Origin of the sequence: Psychrobacter sp. KFRI-CH2-11, assembly GCF_038239325.1 — a bacterium.
GTDB lineage: Bacteria > Pseudomonadota > Gammaproteobacteria > Pseudomonadales > Moraxellaceae > Psychrobacter > Psychrobacter celer.
The window spans coordinates 1,108,123-1,129,239 of sequence record NZ_CP151283.1 but is presented as its reverse complement, the minus strand read 5'-3'; the positions used below and the strand labels follow the sequence as shown (position 1 = coordinate 1,129,239).

General features: G+C 49.2%; 15 protein-coding genes. 10 read left to right on the top strand and 5 right to left on the bottom strand.

Going from position 1 to position 21,117, the window contains the following annotated elements; translation table 11 throughout:
- Window positions 1-86: 86 nt before the first annotated feature.
- From AADH33_RS04710 to AADH33_RS04700, 3 genes are all read right to left on the bottom strand, one after another.
- A complete protein-coding gene (locus AADH33_RS04710) occupies window positions 87-887 on the bottom strand; it encodes a 3-hydroxybutyrate dehydrogenase (protein ID WP_348549734.1) in 801 nt (266 codons plus the stop codon).
- A 50-nt stretch (window positions 888-937) separates the two neighbouring features.
- Window positions 938-1,567 carry a CoA transferase subunit B gene (locus AADH33_RS04705; RefSeq protein ID WP_348549733.1) on the bottom strand — a complete coding sequence of 210 codons (630 nt, stop codon included), beginning with the start codon at window positions 1,565-1,567 and terminating at the stop codon, window positions 938-940.
- A 191-nt stretch (window positions 1,568-1,758) separates the two neighbouring features.
- Window positions 1,759-2,472 (bottom strand): CoA transferase subunit A, encoded by a 714-nt coding sequence (locus AADH33_RS04700; protein WP_348549732.1) that lies wholly within the window; start codon window positions 2,470-2,472, stop codon window positions 1,759-1,761.
- Between the two features lie 356 nt (window positions 2,473-2,828).
- On the opposite strand from AADH33_RS04700, the gene AADH33_RS04695 reads away from it, so the two are divergent.
- The 6 genes from AADH33_RS04695 to AADH33_RS04670 all read left to right on the top strand — a co-directional run bounded on the left by AADH33_RS04695 (window position 2,829) and on the right by AADH33_RS04670 (window position 11,192).
- Window positions 2,829-4,244: a GntP family permease gene (locus AADH33_RS04695; protein ID WP_348549731.1), complete on the top strand. Its 1,416-nt coding sequence runs from the start codon at window positions 2,829-2,831 to the stop codon at window positions 4,242-4,244.
- A 321-nt stretch (window positions 4,245-4,565) separates the two neighbouring features.
- The gene (gene metG / locus AADH33_RS04690; protein WP_172953104.1) at window positions 4,566-6,644 is read left to right on the top strand and encodes a methionine--tRNA ligase; all 2,079 of its coding nucleotides are present in this window, start codon (window positions 4,566-4,568) and stop codon (window positions 6,642-6,644) included.
- Between the two features lie 302 nt (window positions 6,645-6,946).
- Window positions 6,947-7,990: an ABC transporter substrate-binding protein gene (locus AADH33_RS04685; RefSeq protein ID WP_348549730.1), complete on the top strand. Its 1,044-nt coding sequence runs from the start codon at window positions 6,947-6,949 to the stop codon at window positions 7,988-7,990.
- 107 nt (window positions 7,991-8,097) lie between these two features.
- Entirely contained in the window at window positions 8,098-9,135 is a 1,038-nt protein-coding gene (locus AADH33_RS04680; protein ID WP_207968855.1) for an ABC transporter substrate-binding protein, read from the top strand.
- Window positions 9,136-9,431: 296 nt separating this feature from the next.
- Window positions 9,432-10,331, top strand: coding sequence for an ABC transporter permease (locus tag AADH33_RS04675; RefSeq protein WP_075101629.1), 900 nt, complete (start codon window positions 9,432-9,434; stop codon window positions 10,329-10,331).
- Window positions 10,332-10,397: 66 nt separating this feature from the next.
- On the top strand, window positions 10,398-11,192 hold the full coding sequence (locus AADH33_RS04670; protein ID WP_100749770.1) for an ABC transporter ATP-binding protein: 795 nt from the start codon (window positions 10,398-10,400) through the stop codon (window positions 11,190-11,192).
- Between the two features lie 92 nt (window positions 11,193-11,284).
- Here the strand turns inward: AADH33_RS04670 and AADH33_RS04665 are convergent, their stop codons facing one another.
- The gene (locus tag AADH33_RS04665) at window positions 11,285-11,962 is read right to left on the bottom strand and encodes a response regulator transcription factor (protein ID WP_348549729.1); all 678 of its coding nucleotides are present in this window, start codon (window positions 11,960-11,962) and stop codon (window positions 11,285-11,287) included.
- Window positions 11,963-12,109: 147 nt separating this feature from the next.
- On the bottom strand, window positions 12,110-14,206 hold the full coding sequence (locus AADH33_RS04660) for a PhnD/SsuA/transferrin family substrate-binding protein (RefSeq protein ID WP_348549728.1): 2,097 nt from the start codon (window positions 14,204-14,206) through the stop codon (window positions 12,110-12,112).
- A 199-nt stretch (window positions 14,207-14,405) separates the two neighbouring features.
- Here AADH33_RS04660 and AADH33_RS04655 point away from each other — a divergent pair, with 199 nt between their 5' ends.
- The 4 genes from AADH33_RS04655 to fdhD all read left to right on the top strand — a co-directional run bounded on the left by AADH33_RS04655 (window position 14,406) and on the right by fdhD (window position 20,322).
- The gene (locus AADH33_RS04655; protein ID WP_348549727.1) at window positions 14,406-15,791 is read left to right on the top strand and encodes a cytochrome c; all 1,386 of its coding nucleotides are present in this window, start codon (window positions 14,406-14,408) and stop codon (window positions 15,789-15,791) included.
- Window positions 15,788-16,711 (top strand): c-type cytochrome, encoded by a 924-nt coding sequence (locus tag AADH33_RS04650; protein ID WP_348549726.1) that lies wholly within the window; start codon window positions 15,788-15,790, stop codon window positions 16,709-16,711. The genes AADH33_RS04655 and AADH33_RS04650 overlap by 4 nt, the downstream gene beginning before the upstream one ends.
- Before the next feature lie 197 nt (window positions 16,712-16,908).
- The gene (locus tag AADH33_RS04645; protein WP_348549725.1) at window positions 16,909-19,272 is read left to right on the top strand and encodes an FdhF/YdeP family oxidoreductase; all 2,364 of its coding nucleotides are present in this window, start codon (window positions 16,909-16,911) and stop codon (window positions 19,270-19,272) included.
- A gap of 90 nt (window positions 19,273-19,362) precedes the next feature.
- On the top strand, window positions 19,363-20,322 hold the full coding sequence (gene fdhD / locus AADH33_RS04640; RefSeq protein ID WP_348549724.1) for a formate dehydrogenase accessory sulfurtransferase FdhD: 960 nt from the start codon (window positions 19,363-19,365) through the stop codon (window positions 20,320-20,322).
- Window positions 20,323-21,117: the final 795 nt, after the last annotated feature.

Genomic DNA, 21,117 nt, shown 5'->3' with positions numbered 1-21,117 from the left:
CCAAAGTTGATACCACAAACAAACATGGATGGTATCAATTTATATAAAAGCGCCATAAACCCGCGACTGGCTCAGTTTGGATTTTATTAATTCATAAACCAACCATGGCTGGCGACGATGGATTGCCCAGTAAAGACATTGCTTGGGAATGCCGCTAAAAACAAAGCCAGCTGGGCAATATCATCGACTGTGGTGAACGCTTTATCGACGGTATTGACCAACATAATGTCATTCACCACCGACTCTTCACTGATGCCTTTTTCGGCGGCTTGTTCGGGGATTTGTTTTTCGACCAGTGGGGTTTTGACAAACCCAGGGCAGATCACATGCGCGCGGACATTATGAGGCGCGCCTTCTTTTGCCAACACACGGCACAGCCCTAGGAGTCCATGTTTGGCAGTGACATACGGCGCTTTATATAGCGATGCTTCGTGCGAGTGCACCGAACCCATATAGATGATCGTACCGTCTTTGTCATCTTTATACATGTGCTGCGTGGCCGCTTTGGTGGTCAAAAACGCCCCATCCAAATGAATGGCGAGCATTTTTTTCCAGTCCGCAAACGCCATCTTATCGATAGGATCAATGATCTGAATACCGGCATTGGAGACGAGAATATCGATACTACCAAACGTATCTACCAGCTGCTGCACGCCCTCACCCACCGCTTGCTCTGCGGTGACATCCATGGCGATTGCCAGCGCACGGCCACCAGCTGACTCGATGGCATCAACCGTTTGCTGGGCGGCGGCCAGATTGATATCAGCAATACCAACCGCAGCGCCTGCCTTGGCATAGGTTTCGGCGATATCGCGTCCGATACCGCTTGCAGCGCCTGTGACTAAGGCCACTTTGCCTGTCAAATCTTGTTGTAATTGGGTCGCCATATGCGATCATCCTTTATCAGTTGGCTGTTTTCAGTCTTTGTTGGCCGCCGTTATTGCACAATGCTCACTGGCGTTTTTTCTTGTAGCTCCTCAAAGCTGACACCCTCTGCCAATTCCACCAGCTTTAGGCCATCGTCGGTGACGTCTAACACTGCAAGCTCGGTGATAATACGATCGACCACGCCTTTGCCCGTCAAGGGTAGCGCGCATTCTGCAAGGATTTTTGGGTCGCCGTGTTTGTTGACTTGCTCCATCAGTACAATCACGCGCTGTACGCCTGCGACCAAATCCATCGCCCCGCCCATGCCTTTGACCATTTTTTTGGGGATCATCCAGTTGGCCAAGTCGCCTTTTTCTGACACTTCCATCGCGCCGAGTATCGCCAGATTGACGTGCCCACCGCGAATCATGGCAAACGACTCTGAGCTACTAAAATAACTGGCCCCCGGCTCTGCGGTCACCGTTTGCTTGCCTGCATTAATTAAATCGGCATCGACATTCTCCGCCGTTGGAAACTCGCCAATACCTAATAAGCCATTTTCAGACTGCAGCCAAACATCCACATCATCAGGAATATAGTTGGCCACGAGGGTCGGTAGTCCAATGCCTAAGTTTACATAATAACCGTCTTGCAACTCTTGTGCGGCACGCTGTGCCATCTGCTCTCTTGTCCATGCCATGGTGATTTCCTTATTTTTATAACCACTCGAATTTATAACCACTCGAAAAAATATGATTAGCGGCATCAAACTCGCTTAGTCTACAAAATGTAGCACTTAGGGTTATCTTGCTTACTGCTCAATTTTTAGAAGTGGTATTACAATATTCTATTATTAATGTCATCTTTGAAAGGTTTGGATAAAACCACTAACTAAGCACCCTCAGCGGCTTTCGTGGTGGTTTTTTCGATGCGTTTTTCAGGAGTCGTATTTAATACAATGCGCTGCACAAAAATACCGGGTAGGTGTACTTCATCTGGGTCAAGGCTGCCTGTCTCGACGATTTCTTCGACCTCGACGATGGTCACTTTGCCTGCCATCGCGCAATCTGGGTTGAAGTTACGGGCGGTCTTATTAAAGATTAAATTGCCTGCCTTATCGGCCTTTTGCGCTTTAATCAATGCCACATCGGCGCGCAGTGAATGCTCTAGCACATAAGTACGGCCGTCAAACTCACGGGTTTCTTTGCCTTCAGCGACCAACGTACCAACGCCTGTGGCGGTATAAAATGCAGGAATGCCTGCACCGCCTGAGCGCAGTTTTTCGGCCAAGGTGCCTTGCGGCGTCAGCTCAACTTCAAGCTCACCTGCCAAGTATTGACGCTCAAATTCTTTGTTTTCACCGACATAAGACGAAATCATCTTTTTGATTTGACGGGTTTGTAGTAGTAATCCTAAGCCAAAGTCATCGACACCGGCGTTATTACTGATACAAGTCAAATCTTTGACACCGCTATCACGTAGCGCTTCGATTAACGCTTCAGGAATACCGCACAGACCAAAACCGCCGATAGCAAGTGTTTGTCCATCACTTACCACACCTTTTAGCGCCTCTTCGGCACTACTGTATACTTTTGAGCGACTCATGCTTATCTCCTTGCAAGTCTGTTTTTGTTATTAACGTCCATTATCCATCATGATTTATTTACTGTGCCAATCAATAGCGTATTGACTGTTTTAAATTTATATTAATACACTTTATATCGATATATCATATATCAAATACTTATGCTAACTTAACATATAAATCTCGTAGCGAGAAGACAATAACACTAAGAACGAACGAGACAGCACAGTGGCGGGGTATGAGGCAAGTCAATATCATATTATTCTAGATTAATGTTTGATAAAAAATCAAAAATCACATATTTTGATTAATTTTATTGACCCCGATAAACATGCCCTGCATACTCGCTGATTGAACTTTGCCAAGGAGGGCGATTATGTATAGCACATTTGCTATTGTCATTACGTTATTATTATTGATGTTCTTTGCTTATCGCGGTTATTCAGTGCTGATATTAGCACCGATTATGGCGACGCTGGCCGTATTACTGTCGGGCGACTTTCTTAGCAGTATTCCGGCTTATACCGATGTGTTTATGGGCGCGTTAAGTGGGTTTTTGCTTAAGTTTTTCCCCATATTTTTGTTAGGTGCGCTATTTGGGCGCTTGATGGCAGACTCAGGCGCGGCGACAGCGATTGCCAATACCGTGGTCGAAAAACTCGGTGCCAGCAAAGCCATTCTCGCCGTCATCTTAGTCTGCGCTATCTTAACCTACGGCGGTGTGTCGTTGTTTGTTGTGGCCTTTGCCATTTATCCAATCGCCAAGGATTTATTTAAGGCTGCAGATGTACCCAAGCGCTTGATTCCAGCGGCGATTGCGCTTGGCTCCTTTACCTTTACCATGACAGCGCTACCAGGCACGCCAGCCATTCAAAACGCCATCCCAATCCCATACTACAATACCAATGTTTTTGCCGCGCCTATCCTAGGTATTATCGGCGGTACCATTATGTTTGTCTGCGGCTGGCTATGGCTACAGACACGCGCCAAAAAAGCCAATGCCGCAGGTGAAGGCTATGGTCAGCATGACGAAGAAGATGTGGGCGGTGTTGGTGCGGTTAAAAAAGAAACCGAAACCCTCAGTACGCATCCTACCTCATTTACCGTTGCGATGATTCCGCTGGTGTTGGTCATCGCTCTCAACGCCGTTCTGACCTATTTCATTTTTCCTTCAATGGACTTTAGCGGCTTGCAAGCGCAGTTCCCTGATCTCAATATCGCAGGCTCGCTTGGCCTTTGGTCAATTATCATCTCATTGGTCGTTGCTTGTACGGTTTTGATTGTGCTGCGTATTGGTCATTGGAATAACCTACAAAAAACCATCAACCGTGGTACTTACGACTCGATGTTGCCGATTTTTAACACGGCGTCGGAAGTGGGTTACGGCGCGGTGATTGCCTCACTCGCAGGCTTTCTTATCATTCGTGATAGCATCTTAAACCTAAACCCTGACAATCCTTTGATTTCAGAAGCGGTGGCGATGACGACCTTGGCAGGTATCACTGGCTCCTCGTCTGGTGGCTTGAGTATCGCTCTCTCAACCTTGGGTGAAGACTATCTTAGAATGGCAGTCAATGCTGGTATCGACCCTGAGCTGATGCACCGTGTGGCGGTCATGGCAGCAGGCGGTCTGGATACCTTGCCGCACAGTGGCGCGGTCATCACCTTGCTGGCGATTTGTGGCTTGACTCATAAGCAGTCGTATCTCAACCTAGCCATGGTCACCATCGTGATTCCGCTGGTCGCAGTGGTCGCTATCATCATCTTAGGGACGATGTTTGGTTCTTTTTGATCGCACCGCTCGCCTAGCCTTAGCGCACCTCACTCTACAGTCGTTTTATTTTCGATTGATGATAACCACGAATACCACCCACTTAGCCTGCGCTCGGTGGGTTTTTTATGTCAAAGCGATGCTGGTTTTTTATAAAGATTCAGCCATCACTTAGCGTTAATTACTAAGGAATATCACAAATTTGGCCGAATTACGGTATCATAGGCACACTTTTTAGACTTTTGCTTATTTTAGAAGTTTTTAGCCTTGATAACGTCATCATCATACCTTTATAAACAGCGTGTGACGTTTGATAATCAACCCATTTATACAAAAATATAGGTGATAAAAGTGCGTGAGATTTTAGTAACCAGTGCGCTGCCCTACGCCAATGGCTACATCCATTTGGGGCACCTTGTAGAATACATTCAGACAGACATCTGGGTACGTGCCATGAAGGCGCAAGGCCATCAGGTCACTTATGTCTGTGCCGATGACGCGCACGGTACAGCCATCATGCTCAAAGCAGAAGCCAATGGCGTCACGCCAGAAGAGCAAATCGCCTCGGTCAAAGCCTCACACGAAGCAGACTTTGCGAAGTTTTTGATTGAATTTGACAACTACCACAGCACCCACTCAGAAGAAAACAAACAGTTTTCTGAGCTGATTTATCGTCGTCTAAATAACGCCGGCCACATCAGCACAAAGGATGTCGAGCAATTGTTTGACCCCGAAAAACAATTGTTTTTGGCCGATCGATTTGTCAAGGGAGAGTGCCCAGAATGCGCTAGCCCAGACCAATATGGTGATAACTGTGAAGTCTGCGGCACCACCTATGATGCCACCGAGCTAAAAAACCCTTATTCGACGTTGTCGGATGCCACGCCGGTACTCAAAACCTCAAAGCATTATTTCTTTGATTTGCCAGAATTTGAGCAGTTTTTAAAAGACTGGACCCGCAGTGATGAGCGTTTGCAAGTCTCGGTCGCCAATAAGCTGCAAGAATGGTTTGAAGCGGGTCTCACCAGTTGGGACATCTCGCGCGATGCGCCGTATTTTGGTTTTCAGATACCTGATACGCCAAGCGATGAGCCAGACAAATACTTTTATGTATGGCTCGATGCACCAGTGGGCTACATGGCCAGCTTTAAAAACCTCTGTGATAAGCGAGAGGGAACCGAAAACGAATTGGACTTTGACCGCTACTGGGCACAGGAAAATGAGCATAAAACCGAGGTGTATCACTTCATCGGTAAAGACATCGTGTATTTCCATGCGCTATTTTGGCCTGCCATGCTAGCCGGTAGTGAATTCCGCACGCCAACGGGCGTTTTTGCCCATGGTTTCTTAATGGTCAATGGCGAAAAAATGAGTAAGTCACGCGGCACCTTTATCAAAGCTGAGACTTATGCCGAGCACTTGCACCCAGAGTATTTGCGTTATTACTTCGCCAGCAAGCTGTCGGACAAGGTCGAGGACATCAACCTTGATTTAGAAGACTTTATGCAAAAGGTCAACTCTGACTTGGTGGGTAAAGTGGTCAATATCGCCAGTCGCAGCGCCGGTTTTATCGTCAAAAAATACGACGGGATGCTCTCAGAGGCCTGCGCTGAGCCTGAGTTATTAGAAGACATCACCAAAACGGGCGATGAGATTGCCGCCGCTTATGAAAACCGCGAGTTCTCCCGTGCCATGCGCCTTATCATGCAGTGTGCGGACAAGGCCAACGAATATATCGATGGCAAAAAACCATGGTCACTTGCCAAGCAAGAAGGTACTGAACAAGAGGTGCAAGACGTCTGCTCGGTGGCGATCAACATCTTCCGTCAGCTCATGGTTTATTTGGCGCCAGTATTGCCTGAGCTGACCGCCAATGCCAAAACGTTTTTGAATATTGAAGACTTAAGCTTTGCCAGCCGCAATGAGTGGCTACTGGGTCATAAAATCAATAAATTCAAGCCACTCATGCAGCGTATCGAAGAAAAAGACGTCACCGCCATGATTGAAGACTCCAAAGCATCGCTAACCCAGAGTGAGACGCCAGCGGTTGATCAGCCGGCTTCTGCCGCAGACAACGCAAGCGAGTCAGACGACTATATCGGTATCGAGGATTTTGCCAAGGTTGAGATGAAAGTGGCGCACGTGGTCGCGTGCAACCATGTCGAAGGCGCGGACAAACTATTGCAATTTACCCTAGATGTCGGCGAAGAGTCTCCGCGCAATGTGTTTAGCGGTATTCGTAAATTTTATGAGCCTGAGCAGTTATTGGATAAAAAGGTGATCTGCGTCACCAATCTGGCGCCGCGCAAGATGAAGTTTGGTGTCTCAGAAGGCATGGTACTCTCAACCGGTCATCCAAAGACAGGGCTTACGGTCGTCACCTTGCCAGATGACTGCGTGATTGGCGATACGTTAGCGTAAAGTCGGTTTTGAGCGTCATGCTCTTTGTACCTTTATGATTTTTTTGTTTCAAAAAAGACGTCCAAGTGACGTCTTTTTTGCGTTTTTGCCGATAAAAGCTGAGAAACCCCATTGTCAATATATTTGGCGAGATGACTCATGACGAACTCGCCTTAATTTTTTATTGCGATAACTTACATTACTGTCATAATATGGACGTAATAATCATGGATTGATTACTTTTATGTTCGCCCGTTATCTCAGCATGTACATAATATTGACTCGGGTAACCTGCACTTCTTTAACCGACGAGCCAGAATAACATGACCTTTGCTACTACTTTACGCTTTAGCCTATATGGTGCCGCCATGAGCGCGGCCCTTGGACTACTGGGCTGCTCAGACGCCACCGACACCGCCGCCGATAGCGCTGGTACTGATGCCGACAAACCTGCCAAGACCTTGGCCATCACCCAGATCGTCGAACATCCATCGCTAGATGAGATGCGCCGCGGTATCATTGATGAGCTGGCTGATAATGGCTACATCGAAGGTCAAAACCTCACAGTAAACTTCCAAAGTGCGCAGGGTAATACTGCCACCGCAGGGCAAATCGCCAAACAGTTTGCCGGCGACAACCCTGATGCCATCGTCGCCATATCGACGCCCTCGGCACAGTCAGTGGTGGCCTCTACCAAAACCGTCCCTGTGATTTATACCGCCATCTCAGACCCTGTGGCGGCGAAACTCATCGATGCCAATGATGTGCCTATCCAGTCAAATGTCACTGGCCTATCAAGTGAGCTGCCTATCGAGCCGCAACTGGACAATATCAAAAAAATCGTCCCCGATGCCAAAACCATCGGTTATGTCTATAGCCCAGGTGAAGTCAACTCTGTGGTGGTGCTCGATCAGCTCAAAAAAGCCGCGCCAAATTATGGCCTTACCATCTTAGATGTCACGGCCAATCGCCCAACTGATGTCGCCATGGCAACGCGCAGCCTCTCAGGTCGTGCCGATGTCATTTATACCTCGCTTGATAACAACGTGGTATCCGCCTTTGAAGCCATGGCAGGCGCAGCCAACGAGCTGGATATTCCGGTGATTGCCTCGGACGAGTTTAGCGTACGACGCGGCGCGACCGCTGCACTTGGAGTCAATGATTATGACTTTGGTCGTACCACAGGCAAGATGGTCTATCGCGTGCTAAATGGTGAGGCCGTGAGCGCCATCAAGCCTGAGGTCATGAACACCTTAACCTTGTACGCCAGTCCAAAGCATGCCGCTGAGCAAGGCGTCAGCTTGAGTGAGGATTTGCTAAAAAACGCCATCAATATCGACAAAAAAGCACAAGCCACTGCGCAGTAGTCATAGGGCGTGTGATGCAGTGATGTATGACACAGTCAACTGACGTTATCCTTTACCCATTTATTAAATAATGTACGGACACATTATTATTTTCAGGAGTGAGAGCTATGTTTTATCAAAACCGTTTTGGTCATTTCAACTTCAGTAAGGCACTGTTATTAGGCAGCGTTTGTACTGCGATCTTAACTGGCTGTAATCAGACAGCCCAAGACACCAACAGTGCTGACGGTGCGACAGACAGTACCGCCACGCAAATGAAAACGGTCGCCATTACCGCCATTGTCGAGCATCCTGCCTTAGATGACGTACGTAAAGGCGTGATCGACGAGCTCGATGAAGCAGGTTTTAAAGACGGTGAAAACCTAACGGTTAACTTTCAAAGCGCACAAGGCAATACGGCAACAGCCGGACAGATCGCCAAGCAGTTCGTCGCGGATGAGCCAGACGCTATCGTCGCGATTGCCACCCCATCCGCTCAGTCTGTTGCGGCAGCGACCAGCACCATTCCGATGGTGTTTTCGGCTGTGACTGACCCTGTCGCCGCCAAGCTAGTACCGAAACTTGATGGCTCAGGCACCAACGTCACTGGCGCATCAGATGCGCTACCCTATGAGCCGCAAATCGAGCTGATGCGTCAGATCATCCCAGACCTAAAAAACGTCGGTTACGTCTATAGCCCAGGTGAAGTCAACTCAACCATCATCCTAAAAAACCTAAAAGAAAAGCTGACGCCACTTGGTATCAATGTGCATGAAGCGCCAGCACAGCGTAGTAACGACATCGCCATGGCCGCCCGCAGTCTTGAGGGTAAGGTGGATATGATTTACACCTCAACCGATAACAACGTGGTGTCGGCTTATGAGTCGCTATACCAAATCGCCAAAGAAAGTAAGATCCCACTGATTGCCTCAGACACCAGCTCAGTCGAGCGCGGTGCGGTGGCGGCGTTGGGGGTCAACTACTACGATCTTGGCCGCGAAACTGGCAAAATCGTTGTGCGTATCTTAAATGGTGAAAAAGCAGGCGCTATCCCTGTCTATACGCCGCAAGCGCTAGATTTGTATGTCAGTCCAAAACATGCGACTGAAGAAGGCATTACTTTGTCACAAGCGGTTATCGATAACGCCAAAGAAGTGATAGAATAACGGCCTTTTATCTTTGACGTCACATAGCAGCGTCTATCTATCAGCAAAACCACCAAACAGACAGCGCTATTCATGGCTGTCTGTCGTTGGTTTTGTCCGATGGGGCTATATAATTAAAACCAAGGTAGCTTATGATCGTTATTCATCGTGATATGTTTTGGTTTACCCTAACCGCAGATTGTTTAATCTGTTAAATTCACCGCTTAGCTGTTTGGCGTTTATATGAGTGTGGCAATCGCCGCGCATTTATGTGACTCTCACGCGCCGGACACTTGGTTATGACTTACTGATCTCTTATGTCTTTAATTGCTTTTTTTGGTGCGCTTGAAAGCGGTCTGATTTATGGCCTTGTTGCACTTGGCGTCCTGATCTCATTTCGTACGCTCGACTTTCCTGATCTGACGGCTGATGGCAGTTTTCCGCTCGGCGGCGCTGTCGCTGGTATCTCTATCGTCGCTGGTATCAACCCATGGCTAGCTTGCGCGTTTGGTATGCTCGCAGGATCAGTCGCAGGTATCGTCACGGCATGGCTCCACGTCAAGCTGGGTATCTTGCAGCTACTTGCCAGTATCTTGGTGATGGTCGCGCTATATTCTGTCAACTTGCGCATCATGGGTGCGCCAAACTTACCGCTCCTTGGTGAGACCACTGTATTTAGCAGCTTGGTAACTGATGGCAACGGCTATTGGATGCGCTGCTTGATCATTGGGGTGGTGATCTTACTGGCCAAGCTATTTTTAGATTGGTTTTATAACACTGAAACTGGCTTGTCGATGCGCGCCACAGGCTCCAACCTACGGATGGCACAAGCCCAAGGTATCAACACCTCATGGATGACCATCATCGGTATGGCCATATCCAATGGTCTAATCGCACTGGCAGGTGCTTTGTTTGTACAAACACAAGGCGGCGCGGACATCTCTATCGGTATCGGTACCATTGTCATTGGCCTAGCAGCCGTCATCATCGGTGAGACCATCATTCCTGCCAAGCGTATCTGGCTGATTACCTTTGCTGTTATCGTCGGGGCGGTGCTATATAAGCTGTTTATTCAGGTGGCACTATCGAGCGATACACTACGTAGCATCGGCTTTGGTCCGCAGGATTTAAACCTAATCACCGCCCTACTGGTGGTACTGGCACTGGTACTACCAAAAGCCAAAACCAAGTTTTTATCTCGTAAGGCTCGCGCTTAATAGTGGGAAAAGTAGCAGTACAAGCTTGAAGTGACTGTCTTAAAGTGACAATAAGGAATAACGACTATGATGCAAGCCACAGATTTGCGGTTAACCTTTAACCCAGGCACGCCTATCGAAAATCCGGCGCTACGCGGCATCAATCTCAACATTGCTGATGGTGAGTTTGTGACGGTGATTGGTACCAATGGTGCCGGTAAATCCACGTTTTTGAATGCTGTCAGTGGCACCACACGTGTCGATAGTGGCTCAATCTTACTCAATGGTATTGATGTCACCAAAAAAACCGCGCATCAGCGTGCGCACTGGGTCGCTCGCGTGTTTCAAGACCCGATGGCGGGCACCTGCGAGGCGCTCACCATCGAAGAAAACATGGCACTGGCGTACAAACGCGGCGGCAAGCGTGGGTTGAGCTTTGCCTTAAACCAAAATAACCGTGATTTGTTTCGCGAAAAGCTGTCCGTACTCAAACTGGGATTAGAAAACCGCTTAACTGACCGCATGGGATTGCTATCAGGCGGGCAACGTCAGGCAGTTAGCCTACTGATGGCCTCGCTCCAGCCTTCCAAAATCTTATTACTAGATGAGCATACGGCCGCGCTTGACCCGAAGACAGCGGCGTTTGTCTTGGAGCTGACTGATAAGATCGTCACAGACAACAGCCTCACGACGATGATGGTTACCCACTCTATGCAGCAGGCGCTGGCGCACGGCACGCGCACGGTGATGCTACATCAAGGCCAAGTGGTCTTGGATGTCGCAGGAGACACTCGTCGCGGCATGACTGTCCATGACCTGCTCGATATGTTTGAGCAAACCCGTGGTGAAAAGGTCGAAGATGACAGCCTAATTTTAAGCTAAGTCATTGATATTATGCACAGTGCTTATTTTAAAAACAGGTCCCCGATAGCTGGTAAATAGACCGCAAAATGAGTCACCAGTAAGGACATGCCCTAAGCGTCAAGCAGCACCAGCTTTTGAATCAATTCACTGACATGCTGCGCTTGCATCTTTTTCATCACTTGTGAGCGGTGCGCCTCGACTGTGCGCACGGCAATATCTAAGTGGTCGGCGATGACTTTATTGATATTACCTTGTAGCAGCTCATCGGCTACTAGCTTTTCTTTATCCGTCAGCCGAGCATACAGCTTGCGAATCTCGTACAGTTTGGCACGCTTGATGGTTAATACTTGCGCCTGTACCAACGCTTGCTGTAGACGCTGACTGCCTATGGGTTTTTCTAAATAGTCGGCTGCGCCCTGTTTGAGCATATTTACTGCATCCGCAATCTTGCCATTACCTGTCAAAGCAATGAGCGCCATAGGGCTATCATGAGTATTCAGATACGCCTGTAGCGCCTGCCCGCTCATCTCCGGCATCATCAAATCACTGATGATGACAGCGGGACGATAGATATCTACCTGCTGCAAAAACGCTAACGCACTCGGCCATCCTTGCGCTTGCACCCCCAAACTCCCAAGTAAAAACTCACAAGAGAGGCGCACGCTTTCTTCATCATCGATGATATGAACGACAAGGGGCTCAGCGCTGGTTTTTGGTACATGGTCAGATGACATCATAGGCGTATCTTGACCCTGCTCAGAGATGTGTGTCAAAGGGGAGAAAATCATATAAACCTTTTTGGCCCAATTGAGTGATGATAAATGATGGTGTTTTTAAATATAGGTTGCGCAGCATCGAAGGCATGCAGCACACACGTAAAACTTATACCCATCACGCCTCACAATTTATAACCGTTTTTTATTCAACTGGCTATATTACTGCCTGTTGTTTCTATCAATTACAGACAGCGGCAAATAAAAAGAGACTTGCGCGCCCAGCGTATTTGCTGGCGGCTGGCCTAGATGCGCGGGTAGCGACTGCAGTTTACCCTGTAAGGTACGCCGAAAGCGATAGGTCTGAGCGTTTGCTACAGGATATTTATCGAACTCTGCGGCCACTTCGATATTACTTAGCGCTATCTGTGCCTCTATGGACTTACACAGCCGCTGACAAATCATCAGACCCAGCCCCAGACCGTCCGCTTTGCTCGACTGCGCGGCATAATATCCAGATGCAGCCTCGTGCTGATGAGACTGAGCCAATTGCCGCACATCAAATCCTCCTGCATCGTCACTGACATGCAGCGCCAGCCACTTTTCGTCATCGCGGCTATCTATCTGACAGCGTAACGAGATATTTGTCGCACCTTGCTGGGCGGCATTGCTCATGGTATTGATGAGCAGTTGATCTAAGAGCAGATGCGGCAGGGTCACGCCTTTATAGTCGGTTATCAGCCAAAAATCGATACCGCTCGCTTTATCACCCAATAATAAAACACACTGCCGATAGGTCGCTATGATGTCGACCCTCACGTCATCGGTGGCGCTCCGCTGCGAGCGTCCCGCCCAGCTGCGGATATTATTGACGACCGCCGCGACACGTTTGGTCTCATGGACGATCTGCTCTAAGGCATTTTGTGTCATTTTATTATTTGGCTCTTTATTATTTGTTTCTGTCTTAGTCTTATGCTGATGCCGTATCAGCAGTCCTTGTGCGTAGTTTTGAATAGTTGCCAGCGGCTGATTGATTTCATGGGCGATGGCACCGCTCATCTCACCAATGACCGCAAAACGCTCTGATTGACGCAGCTGCTCATCATAGTCACGAATGAGACGGTTTTGCGTCAGTATTTTTTGGCGGCGACGCCATGCCAGCCAGCTCATCCAGCCATAATTGATGGTCGATATCAAAATAATAAACACCAGCACGCCGACCCCCAGCCGATGCGCTTGTATCCAGTCGAGCAGATGAGCGCTGAGCGGTTTTTGGGCTGGATGACGCTGCATCTCATACAAGACACGCTCAGCCTCCATGCTAGACTCTGGAGGTAGCCAGCGCAGCCCTGCCGTAGACATTGGCTCTGCTGGCGGCGGGGCAAATATCTGCTGACTGACTTGCCGTACCAATGCCGCCGGTGCTTGCTCAGTGGCGGCTAACGTCCAGTTGGGATAGATTGCTGTAGAAGACTGGCAGTTTGATGCGGTCGCGACTGGATGCAGTAGACGATATTGTTTAGCATGTATTTTCCCTTGCCGCGTCATCTCCTCCATCAAGCATAGCGGCACGATGGCAGCATCGACCCTGCCATGGGCCAAAGCCTGCAAACTCCGCTCAATCGGATAGCCGGTGAACTGTATGTGATAATGACTGGGCGTGATGCCGTTTTGCTGTAGTAAATGCGCGCCCAGCAAATATCCACCAAACGCATCGGCATCGACTGCGGCCACCGTACGGCGCTGTAAATCTGACAAACGATAGATGTCGCTATCGGCTGCCACCCATAAGGCACTGGCGACCGCTTCCATCGCGCTGGGCTGTTGCTGCGCTATCGGCTCAGGTATTTGGCGAAACTGCTGAGCCAAGCTAACCGTCGCCTGCGATGCACGTTGGGTGAGCGTATGTGCCCGAAAGCCTTGCACCTTATCATCGACCGACAGCGCCGGCTCAGACAACACTGTCGGCGCCTGCAACGTAGCCAGCCAGCGCCATTTGGTGGTATTCATTTTTATAAACTGAACTTGCGGACCCAGCACAAATGCAAACTGCTTGGCTTGTATTTGCTGTTGCCAGTTTTCTAATGCCAACGGCACTAATATCACCGTGTCCTCGGCGAGCTGCCGATTGATATCATCTAGCCATGGCTGCCAGCGATCTTGCGCGGCTCTCTCGCCTTGCGGCGCCAGCACGCCCAAATAATACGTCTGCGCAAATGCTGTCGCGACACCTACCCCACTGTATAATGTCATCACAAGCAGCAAGACGGCACTAACAGACGCATGCCACACCGCCTTATTTTTAGAGCCTTTGTACATCGTGCTCACTTCCCACTGGACCTATCAGTCGATATTATAAACCAAAACCCCAATTATAATGTGGTTTTCCACAATATCGCCAGTGCCGCGCCTGCCCTATACTTAATCATCATAGTACGACTTTTAAATCGTCATGCGCACCGTATGCAATCCTAGGGCATGGTGTGCTGGACACAGCTATCTTATGGAGGGTGGACGGATGAAAAACAAAAAGTGGCCACTGATTATCTTAATCATCGGTATTATCGGGCTGGTCATTGCCTTTATTATTGGACAATTATTGCCAAATATGCGCACCAGCACGAGCAATATCGAGGTCGATATCACCGATCCGGCCTTAATAAAAAAAGGCGCGTACATCGCCCGTACTGCAGACTGTGTCGCTTGTCATACGACGCTTGACGGCGAGACTTATGCAGGCGGTCTCCCGATGCTGACGCCACTTGGGGCGATTTACTCAACCAACATCACCCCCGACAAAGACACGGGCATTGGCAATTATAGTTTTGATGATTTCAAAAATGCGGTCAAACACGGGGTACGCCATGATAACAAAGCCTTGTATCCTGCGATGCCCTACCCGTCTTATCAGCTGATGCCAGATGAGGACGTGGCCGCAATGTATGCGTTTTTTATGTCTGATGTCAAACCCGTTCAGCAAGCCAACCTAAAAAGCGAGCTACCACCAGTGGCCAATTGGCGCTGGCCCCTAGCCTACTGGCAGGTGTTATTTGATCGCAAGCGTGAGTTTGTCCCTGAGACGGACGATGCGCTCTTGACCCGTGGTCAGTATTTAATCGAAGGCCCTGGACATTGCGGCTCTTGTCACACTAGCCGCGGTATCGGCTTTCAAGAGGTCGCGCTCAGTAACGCGGACTCCAACAAATATCTAAGCGGCGCGGTCATCGATGGCTGGCGTGCCAAAAGCATACGCGGCGAGCATCGCGGACTTGGCACGTGGACAGTAGCAGAATTAAACGACTTCTTTAAGACTGGCCGTACCGACACCACTGCTGCCTTTGGTGCCATGGCCGAAGTGGTCGAGCACAGCACCCAATACATGACTGACAACGATATCAACGCCATGTCGTCCTACCTCAAAACCCTAAGCCCTACACCAAACAAAGAAGAAACCTTGCCGAATAAAGCAGACACCACCACGCAAAAACTGCTAGATGGCAACTATGACTCACGCGGCGCAATCCTCTACGCAGAGTATTGTCAAGTGTGCCACCGCGCCGATGGTCAAGGTGTGGCGCGTATCTTCCCCGCCCTTGATGGTAATAGCGCGGTGTATTCTAAAAACGCGGACTCCGTCCTACAAATCACCTTAAGCGGCGGCCGGATGCCCAAGACCCCTTATGACCGTATGGCATTTACCATGCCTGAGTTTTCTAACTTAAGCGATGCGGATGTGGCCGAGGTGGTCAACTATGTCCGCAACAGCTGGACCAACCAAGCGCCCAAAATCGACGTCAATGACGTAGTAAAAATGCGCGCTTTTCTCGCCAAAAAACCAAAAACCAGTACCGATATCGCCCCAGACCTAAGCATTGACGCTGCAGAAAAAGGAGCAAACCAATGACCCATTTACTATTCATATTGCCGCGCGCCGCGGTTTATGCCGTCTTAGGTGTCATCAGTATAGGCGCCTTCAGTGGCTGCTCCAATCCTACCCCTGCTGAGCGCAATGCGCCTGAATTTAACACGGTCACAGCCGACGATGCCAACGAAGACATCGGCACATATATACTGCCGCAAGACACTGCCATCTTATATGAGCCAAATGCTGAGGAAATATTTTATGGCAAGCGGCTCCTTAACGAAACCAAGCGCCTGCTACCAGAGCACGTCGGCGCGCAGATGAACTGTAATAGCTGCCATATATCACAAGGCAAAGTCCCGCTTGGCGACCCCTATATCAACAGCTATAACACCTACCCACGGGTGATGCCGCGTGCTGGCAAAGAAATCGATCTAGAAGCCCGTATCAATGGCTGTTTTCAGCGCTCAATGAATGGTAAACCCTTAGACCGTGAGTCACCTGAGATGCAGGCGATGATGGCTTATATGAAATGGCTGTCACAAAACACGCCAAAAGAGCACAAAGTCGATATCAAAAACGCAGGCGCTGTCGATACCTCATTGACACCGGACCCTATACGCGGCGAGCAAATCTATCAGGCACAATGCGCGACTTGCCATGGCGACAATGGCGAAGGGCTCAAAGACAGTCGCGGTGACATCGTTTTTCCGCCATTATGGGGCGATGAGTCCTTTAATATCGGCGCAGGCATGGCTCGCACCTATAAAGCTGCCGCCTTTATTAAATACAACATGCCCATGGGCATTCAGACCAAAGGGCTATGGGGCCACGGCAATGTCCTAAGCGATCAAGATGCTGTCAACGTGGCGCATTTCTTTACCCATCAGCCGCGCCCTGATTTTGCAAGCAAAGTCAATGACTGGCCCAGTGGTAAAAAACCCAAAGACGCGCGCTACTGATCGCCCTAAACGCGGCGTTCTCCGTGGTTGTTCTTTGCTGTTGATAAAACCACTCTAACAAAGCAGACCTTTAAGAAAACGCGCTTTTCTTAAAGGTTTTTTGTTATCTATGGTTACTACTGCTACACACGGTACAGCGGGCATTATATAGTGATGAAACACCACCATTATGCCGCCATTTATCGATGAGGTCTGTCATGCGCAAAATTCCTGTTTACTCCCACCCTGCTGCCGGTTGGCCTGCGCTGATCTCATCGACACGCAAACTGATGGATTATCAAACCTTTTTACGCGGTAGTGTCAGCGTCCTAAAGAGCAATCAGCCTCAAGGCGGATTTGACTGCCCAGGCTGCGCGTGGCCAGACCATAAGTCACATAAGCGCATCGACGTCTGCGAAAACGGCATCAAGGTCATCGCCAGCGAAACCATGACGAAAAAGGCGGATGCACAATTTTTTGCGCGGCATACCGTCACCGAGCTGCAAGGCTGGTCGGGCTATGAGCTTGAGCATAGCGGGCGCTTATCAGAACCTTTATATTACGACGCCGTGCAAGATCGCTATGTACCGATTTCTTGGGAGGCCGCTTATCAGTGTATCGCTGAGCAATTAGGTCAACTTGACTCACCAGATGAGGCGTTATTTTATACCTCAGGGCGCGTGACCAACGAGCCGGCCTTTATGTATCAGCTGTTTGTTCGCAGCTTTGGCACCAACAATCTGCCTGACTGCTCGAACATGTGCCATGAACCGACCTCAGTGATGCTCGGTAAACAGCTAGGCGTCGGCAAAGCGACAGTCATGCTAGAGGATTTTGAGCAAGCCAAGCTCATATTGATGTTTGGTCAAAACCCTGCCACCAACCATCCGCGCATGCTCGAGATGCTCGCTCATGCCCATGAGCAAGGCTGCCAAATCCTCTCGATAAACCCCATGCGCGAGCAAGGCTTGAGTAAGTTTCGAAACCCACAAAAACCCACGCATATGGCAGCAGGGCAAAGCGACACCATGATCGATGAAGTCGTGCAAATCCAAATCGGCGGCGATGCGGCGCTGCTGACCGGCATTGCCAAATGGCTGATAGATAATAATAAAATTAATACCGATTTTATTACAACGCATACCTCAGGGTTCGAGCCATTAAAACAATGGCTGACCGAGCAATCATGGACGGATATCGAGCAAGGCTGCGGTATCGCTCAGACAGAGATTATCAGGCTTGCTAAGTTGGTCGCCGATAGTCCAGCGACCATTTGCACATGGGGCATGGGCATCACTCAGCATGTACAAGGCGATGACAATGTAGCGATGATTACCAACCTATTATTATTGATGGGTATGATTGGCATTGAGGGCGCAGGCGCATCTCCTGTGCGTGGACACTCTAACGTACAAGGCGATCGCACCATGGGTATCCATGAACGCCCAGCGCAAAAGCTACTCGATAGTCTAGCGCGCGTCTTTAAGCGCCCAATGCCAAAAGAGCATGGCTATGATGTCGTCACAGGCGCCAAAGCCCTTATCGAAGGTAAATTAAAAGTGTTTATGGGTATGGGCGGTAATTATGCTGTGGCAGCCCCTGATACCAGCGCTATCGAGCAAGCACTCACCACCACTCAGCTCAATGTATTTGTAGGCACCAAGCTCAATGAAACCATGCTCTACCCCGGGGCGCACAACCTAATACTGCCTTGTCTAGGGCGTACTGAGCGTATCGTGACGGCCAAAGGTGAGCAGTTTGCCACCATCGAAGACTCTATGTGTCAGATTGTCCCAACGCAAGGCACCCTAACACCAGTCAGCGACGCACTCAAATCTGAGGCGCAGATCGTCGCCGATATCGCCACGCATGTGCTCAAGACTGATACCGACATTCCTTGGCAGGCGATGAGTGCCGACTTCGATCTCATTCGCGACTATATCGCCCAAGCGATTGACGGCTTTGAGAACTTCAACACGCGCATTCGGGCAGCCGAGCGCGGTTTTCATTTATACCATCCAGCGCGCCACCGGGTGTGGAATACAGACAGTGGTAAAGCACAGTTTATCGTGCTGCAATACCCCATCACTTATGTCGCAGCCCAAATGGCCGACACCGCCGCTGCCTTAAATGATGGCTTCAAACCCTCTGGCAATGACAACGACCAAGGGACCGAACAAAAAATTTGGCAACTGACCAGCGTTCGTAGTCATGACCAGTTCAATACGATGATATTTGGATTCAAAGACCGCTATCGCCAGACCAACCGCCGCGACGTGCTATTCATGCATCCAGACGAGATGAGCCGCCTAGGCTGGCAAAAAGGAGATCAGGTGATGGTATCGCGGCACGCCAGCAGCTCAAGCCACACAGCGCATAAAAACAAGCCGCGCGTACTAGGGCCTCTCATATTGACTGAGATGGATATCGCCGCCAATGCCGTCGCCGCCTATTATCCTGAATGTAACGACCTGTTTGATTTGGATACCCATGCGCCAGACTCTCATATCCCAGCATACAAATCGACGACCGTGATCTTAGAGCGTGTGAATACAAATGTTCAGACAGCCGAACCTGTATAAGTGGTGATGATCACTGAAAGTAATTTTGAGCAAAGTGAGTCCTCTAGCAAAATGGCTATGATGGCAGAGACAACTGAAACTAGAGTGATTATGACTGAGATATCTGAGGATAATGATAATAGCGCAGCCGAGACAATGCTCGCTCGCAAACATTTAGCGCAGAAGCATTATTATCCATCGGACAAGGCTCATGGAGCCGATATACCTCAAAGCTGTATTGAGTCTCAAACCACCAGTTTGGCAGTAGAGGCAGCGGTATCAATCGTTATTAATGGGATTCATTATGCGGTACTGATGGCCAGCCCTTACCAACTAGAGTATTTGGCTGTTGGGTTCTTATTTAGCGAGGGCTTGATTCAGCACAGTCATGAGTTACTTGATTGGGAAGTGACACATCTTACGGATATTGCCATCTACCAAAAGTTTGCTCAATCCTTAAACGATGGGGATCTTGAATCCGCCTCCATTGAGCAACGCTTAGAGCAATTTCAAGATTATGATATCTATGTCGTAGAGCTGGTGCTAAACCAACGCTGCCATCAGCGGATCCAAGCCCAAAAGCGCCAACTGGCGGGGCGTACAGGCTGCGGTATGTGCGGTATCACGGGGCTGACACAAGCCCTACCTGATTTGAGCGCTTATACGCAAGATAGCCAACCAATTCAGGCAGCCTGCCCGCGTCTGGATTATCTATTGGATATGCGCCAGCAAATCACTGCCATGCAGCATACCCATCAGCTGACAGGGGCGGTACACGCTGCAGCGACCCTGCATGACGAGCATCTGTATTTGTTTGAAGATGTTGGCCGCCACAACGCGCTAGACAAACTGATTGGCTGGCAGCTGCGCAACAAGCGAGAGGCAGACTGTGTGCTGATGACCTCACGCTTGTCTATCGAGTTGGTACAAAAATCGATTCGGGGGCGTATCCCTTGGCTCGTTGGCATGTCTGCGCCCACCAGTACGGCCGTACGGGTCGCCCAGCGCTATGGTTTGGGACTGGCTGGGTTTTTGCGTGACAATAGAGTCACCTACTACACTGGTATTTGATGAGTATTGCCTAACCACATTTTCTAAATCCTGTCGTTATCACCGATTCGTTTACTTTGATACCCTCACATTGATCATTCAATACTGCCACCATTCAATATGTTAGCCTTATTGATACCCTCACAAACACCTTTTCATAAACCCCATTTGTCAATGCCATTTTTCTTAAGGTCTGTCTCTGCCTTTTGGTCATTTATGACAGATAACTGACCGATAGATTTGAGCTTCACGGCAGAATAGGGTACCCTTAGCACACGAGTATGTTACACATAGTTAACATAGCTGTAGTTTTATTTATAAATACCGAGCCTATGGTGCAACGCATCAGGGCTGTAACGTGTTTGATACCTTAACTACAGGTAATGCGTCAATTACCTAATCATGGGCAAAAATTCGCTCATGCTTGGGTGTATTTCAGCCGGCTATACATAATATTAGCCGATAAAGCTGTCTACACTTAGCACCGTCATCAGCAGATGGCTGAGTGCTTATCCATAATTTTGCTGTAGATACCTGCCTTGTCAGCGCTCTATAGCAGCCAGCTACTATCAAGTATGACCACTTGACAGCGTGATGGATTATCCATCAACAGACGCATGCTGATGACTGCCCTGCGATTTTTGTGAGACGTGGCTCACTGTTGCATGTGATTTTTTCCAATGACGTACAACAGTGAGTGACCGGCATGATGTCAATGGACAGTTGTCATCTACAGGTTGCAGGATCTACTCTTAAAACACCAAGTGCGCCAGCGTGCTGCATTTGGGTCGGCGCTGACCGCTTTTTATGACGGCC

Excerpts from the sequence above, each read along its gene's own strand:
- AADH33_RS04670 (WP_100749770.1), top strand. The coding sequence starts at position 10,398 with ATGATGCAAGCCACAGATTTGCGGTTAACCTTTAACCCAGGCACGCCT.
- AADH33_RS04700 (WP_348549732.1), bottom strand. The coding sequence starts at position 2,472 with ATGAGTCGCTCAAAAGTATACAGTAGTGCCGAAGAGGCGCTAAAAGGT.
- AADH33_RS04685 (WP_348549730.1), top strand. The coding sequence starts at position 6,947 with ATGACCTTTGCTACTACTTTACGCTTTAGCCTATATGGTGCCGCCATG.
- AADH33_RS04650 (WP_348549726.1), top strand. The coding sequence starts at position 15,788 with ATGACCCATTTACTATTCATATTGCCGCGCGCCGCGGTTTATGCCGTC.
- AADH33_RS04645 (WP_348549725.1), top strand. The coding sequence starts at position 16,909 with ATGCGCAAAATTCCTGTTTACTCCCACCCTGCTGCCGGTTGGCCTGCG.
- AADH33_RS04675 (WP_075101629.1), top strand. The coding sequence starts at position 9,432 with ATGTCTTTAATTGCTTTTTTTGGTGCGCTTGAAAGCGGTCTGATTTAT.
- AADH33_RS04655 (WP_348549727.1), top strand. The coding sequence starts at position 14,406 with ATGAAAAACAAAAAGTGGCCACTGATTATCTTAATCATCGGTATTATC.
- AADH33_RS04695 (WP_348549731.1), top strand. The coding sequence starts at position 2,829 with ATGTATAGCACATTTGCTATTGTCATTACGTTATTATTATTGATGTTC.
- AADH33_RS04710 (WP_348549734.1), bottom strand. The coding sequence starts at position 887 with ATGGCGACCCAATTACAACAAGATTTGACAGGCAAAGTGGCCTTAGTC.
- AADH33_RS04665 (WP_348549729.1), bottom strand. The coding sequence starts at position 11,962 with ATGATTTTCTCCCCTTTGACACACATCTCTGAGCAGGGTCAAGATACG.
- AADH33_RS04705 (WP_348549733.1), bottom strand. The coding sequence starts at position 1,567 with ATGGCATGGACAAGAGAGCAGATGGCACAGCGTGCCGCACAAGAGTTG.
- fdhD (WP_348549724.1), top strand. The coding sequence starts at position 19,363 with ATGACTGAGATATCTGAGGATAATGATAATAGCGCAGCCGAGACAATG.
- AADH33_RS04680 (WP_207968855.1), top strand. The coding sequence starts at position 8,098 with ATGTTTTATCAAAACCGTTTTGGTCATTTCAACTTCAGTAAGGCACTG.
- AADH33_RS04660 (WP_348549728.1), bottom strand. The coding sequence starts at position 14,206 with ATGTACAAAGGCTCTAAAAATAAGGCGGTGTGGCATGCGTCTGTTAGT.